Origin of the sequence: Acetobacter sp. DmW_125128, assembly GCF_008704325.1 — a bacterium.
Classification (GTDB): Bacteria; Pseudomonadota; Alphaproteobacteria; order Acetobacterales; family Acetobacteraceae; genus Acetobacter; species Acetobacter oryzifermentans.
In genome coordinates this window covers 1-1,484 of sequence record NZ_VHOP01000099.1, presented here as the reverse complement: position 1 = coordinate 1,484, position 1,484 = coordinate 1, and the positions used below count along the sequence as shown (strand labels likewise).

Sequence of the window (1,484 nt, the reverse complement as noted above, 5' to 3'; positions counted from 1 at the left end):
CCCTCTGGCGGTGTAACAGACTGGACAGGCAACCGCCTCGTCGGGAACGAAGCCATCTTCGGGCTCCACTCCAATATCACTTTCTAGGGGCGGGGGAGCAGCAGGCGTGTTCGGAATGCCCTTGCTGTTAGGCTTTGTCATTCTATGATGAGGGCCGACCAAACCATGACGTTCTGTTTCAAACTCTTTTGTGCCTGCTACGGTGGGCTCTGTTAAATAAAGGATACAACATCATGAACACATCTGTTCATACAGCTATGCCGGTTGCGGCAGCGGGCCAGAGCATTCCGGTTCGCGCCATTCTGCCTTGGGCTGTTTTCGGTCTGATTGTTTCTGCACTGCTGATCTACTTTGTGGGTGCAGAGCAGGGCGCTACTTCCCTGATTTCCGGGCATGCCGTGCATGAATTTGTGCATGATGGCCGCCACCTGCTTGGTTTCCCCTGCCACTAAGGCATTAAAAGAAAGTTTTACTCATGGTTGGTCGTCTTTTAGCCCGCGGCATGGTCGCGGGCATTCTGGCTGCATTGCTTTCTTTTGTATTTGCAAAATTTTTTGGTGAACCGCAGGTTGCTTTAGCTATTGCGTTTGAAGCTGCGCAGGATGCTGCCGCAGGTGCGGCGCCAGAACCTGAACTGGTAAGCCGTAGCGTGCAGGCATCTTGGGGGCTGCTTACTGCTGTACTCATGTATGGCGCAGCATATGGCGGTATTTTTGCTATTGTTTTCGCATTTGCGTACCAACGCCTTGCAGCATTAAGCCCACGCAGCATGGCTTTGTTGCTTGCCAGTGTTGGGTTTTTAACGTTTGTGTTGATACCAGATTTGAAATATCCGCCGAACCCACCCGCAGTTGGTCAGGAAGAAACCATTGGCCTGCGGACGGAAATGTATTTTGCAATGGTTGGCCTTTCCATTGCAATTTCCATGATTTCTCTGTTGGTAGGGCGGGCGCTTTCTAATGTTATAGGGTATTGGAACGCTGCGGTATGCAGTATTGTTCTTGGGCTTGCGCTTGTTGCCGCAGTGCAGTTTGGCCTGCCAGACATCAACGAAGTGCCAGATAATTTTCCCGCTATTGTGCTTTGGCGTTTTCGGGAAGCATCCATAGGGATGCAGATTGTTTTGTGGTCAGTTCTGGGGCTGGTTTTTGGTGCTCTGGCAGAAAAATGTCTGCCATCGTCCAATAGTGCAGTACGCAAGACTGCTTGATTTTTTAGTGATCGGTGTGAATGGGTTTTGTGGGAAATAAAATTTTTCCACAAAACCTAATAAGGCAAAAGATTTTTCTAAATATTCTCTGTGCGTAATGCACATTTAAAAAAGCATTTCCTGATGTTGTATTGTTCTGCACCGTGAGAACATTAACATACAGGAAATGCTTTTTTATTTATTGTCTTTAGAAAGTGATATTGGAGTGGAGCCCGAAGATGGCTTCGTTCCCGACGAGGCGGTTGCCTGTCCAGTCTGTTACACCGCCAGAGGG

At 48.9% G+C, this 1,484-nt stretch carries 2 protein-coding genes; both read left to right on the top strand.

Going from position 1 to position 1,484, the window contains the following annotated elements:
- The first annotated feature begins 233 nt into the window (after nucleotides 1-233).
- A complete protein-coding gene (locus FKW19_RS15150; protein WP_003627697.1) occupies nucleotides 234-452 on the top strand; it encodes a CbtB-domain containing protein in 219 nt (72 codons plus the stop codon).
- A 23-nt stretch (nucleotides 453-475) separates the two neighbouring features.
- Nucleotides 476-1,210 (top strand): CbtA family protein, encoded by a 735-nt coding sequence (locus tag FKW19_RS15145; RefSeq protein WP_063354732.1) that lies wholly within the window; start codon nucleotides 476-478, stop codon nucleotides 1,208-1,210.
- Nucleotides 1,211-1,484: the final 274 nt, after the last annotated feature.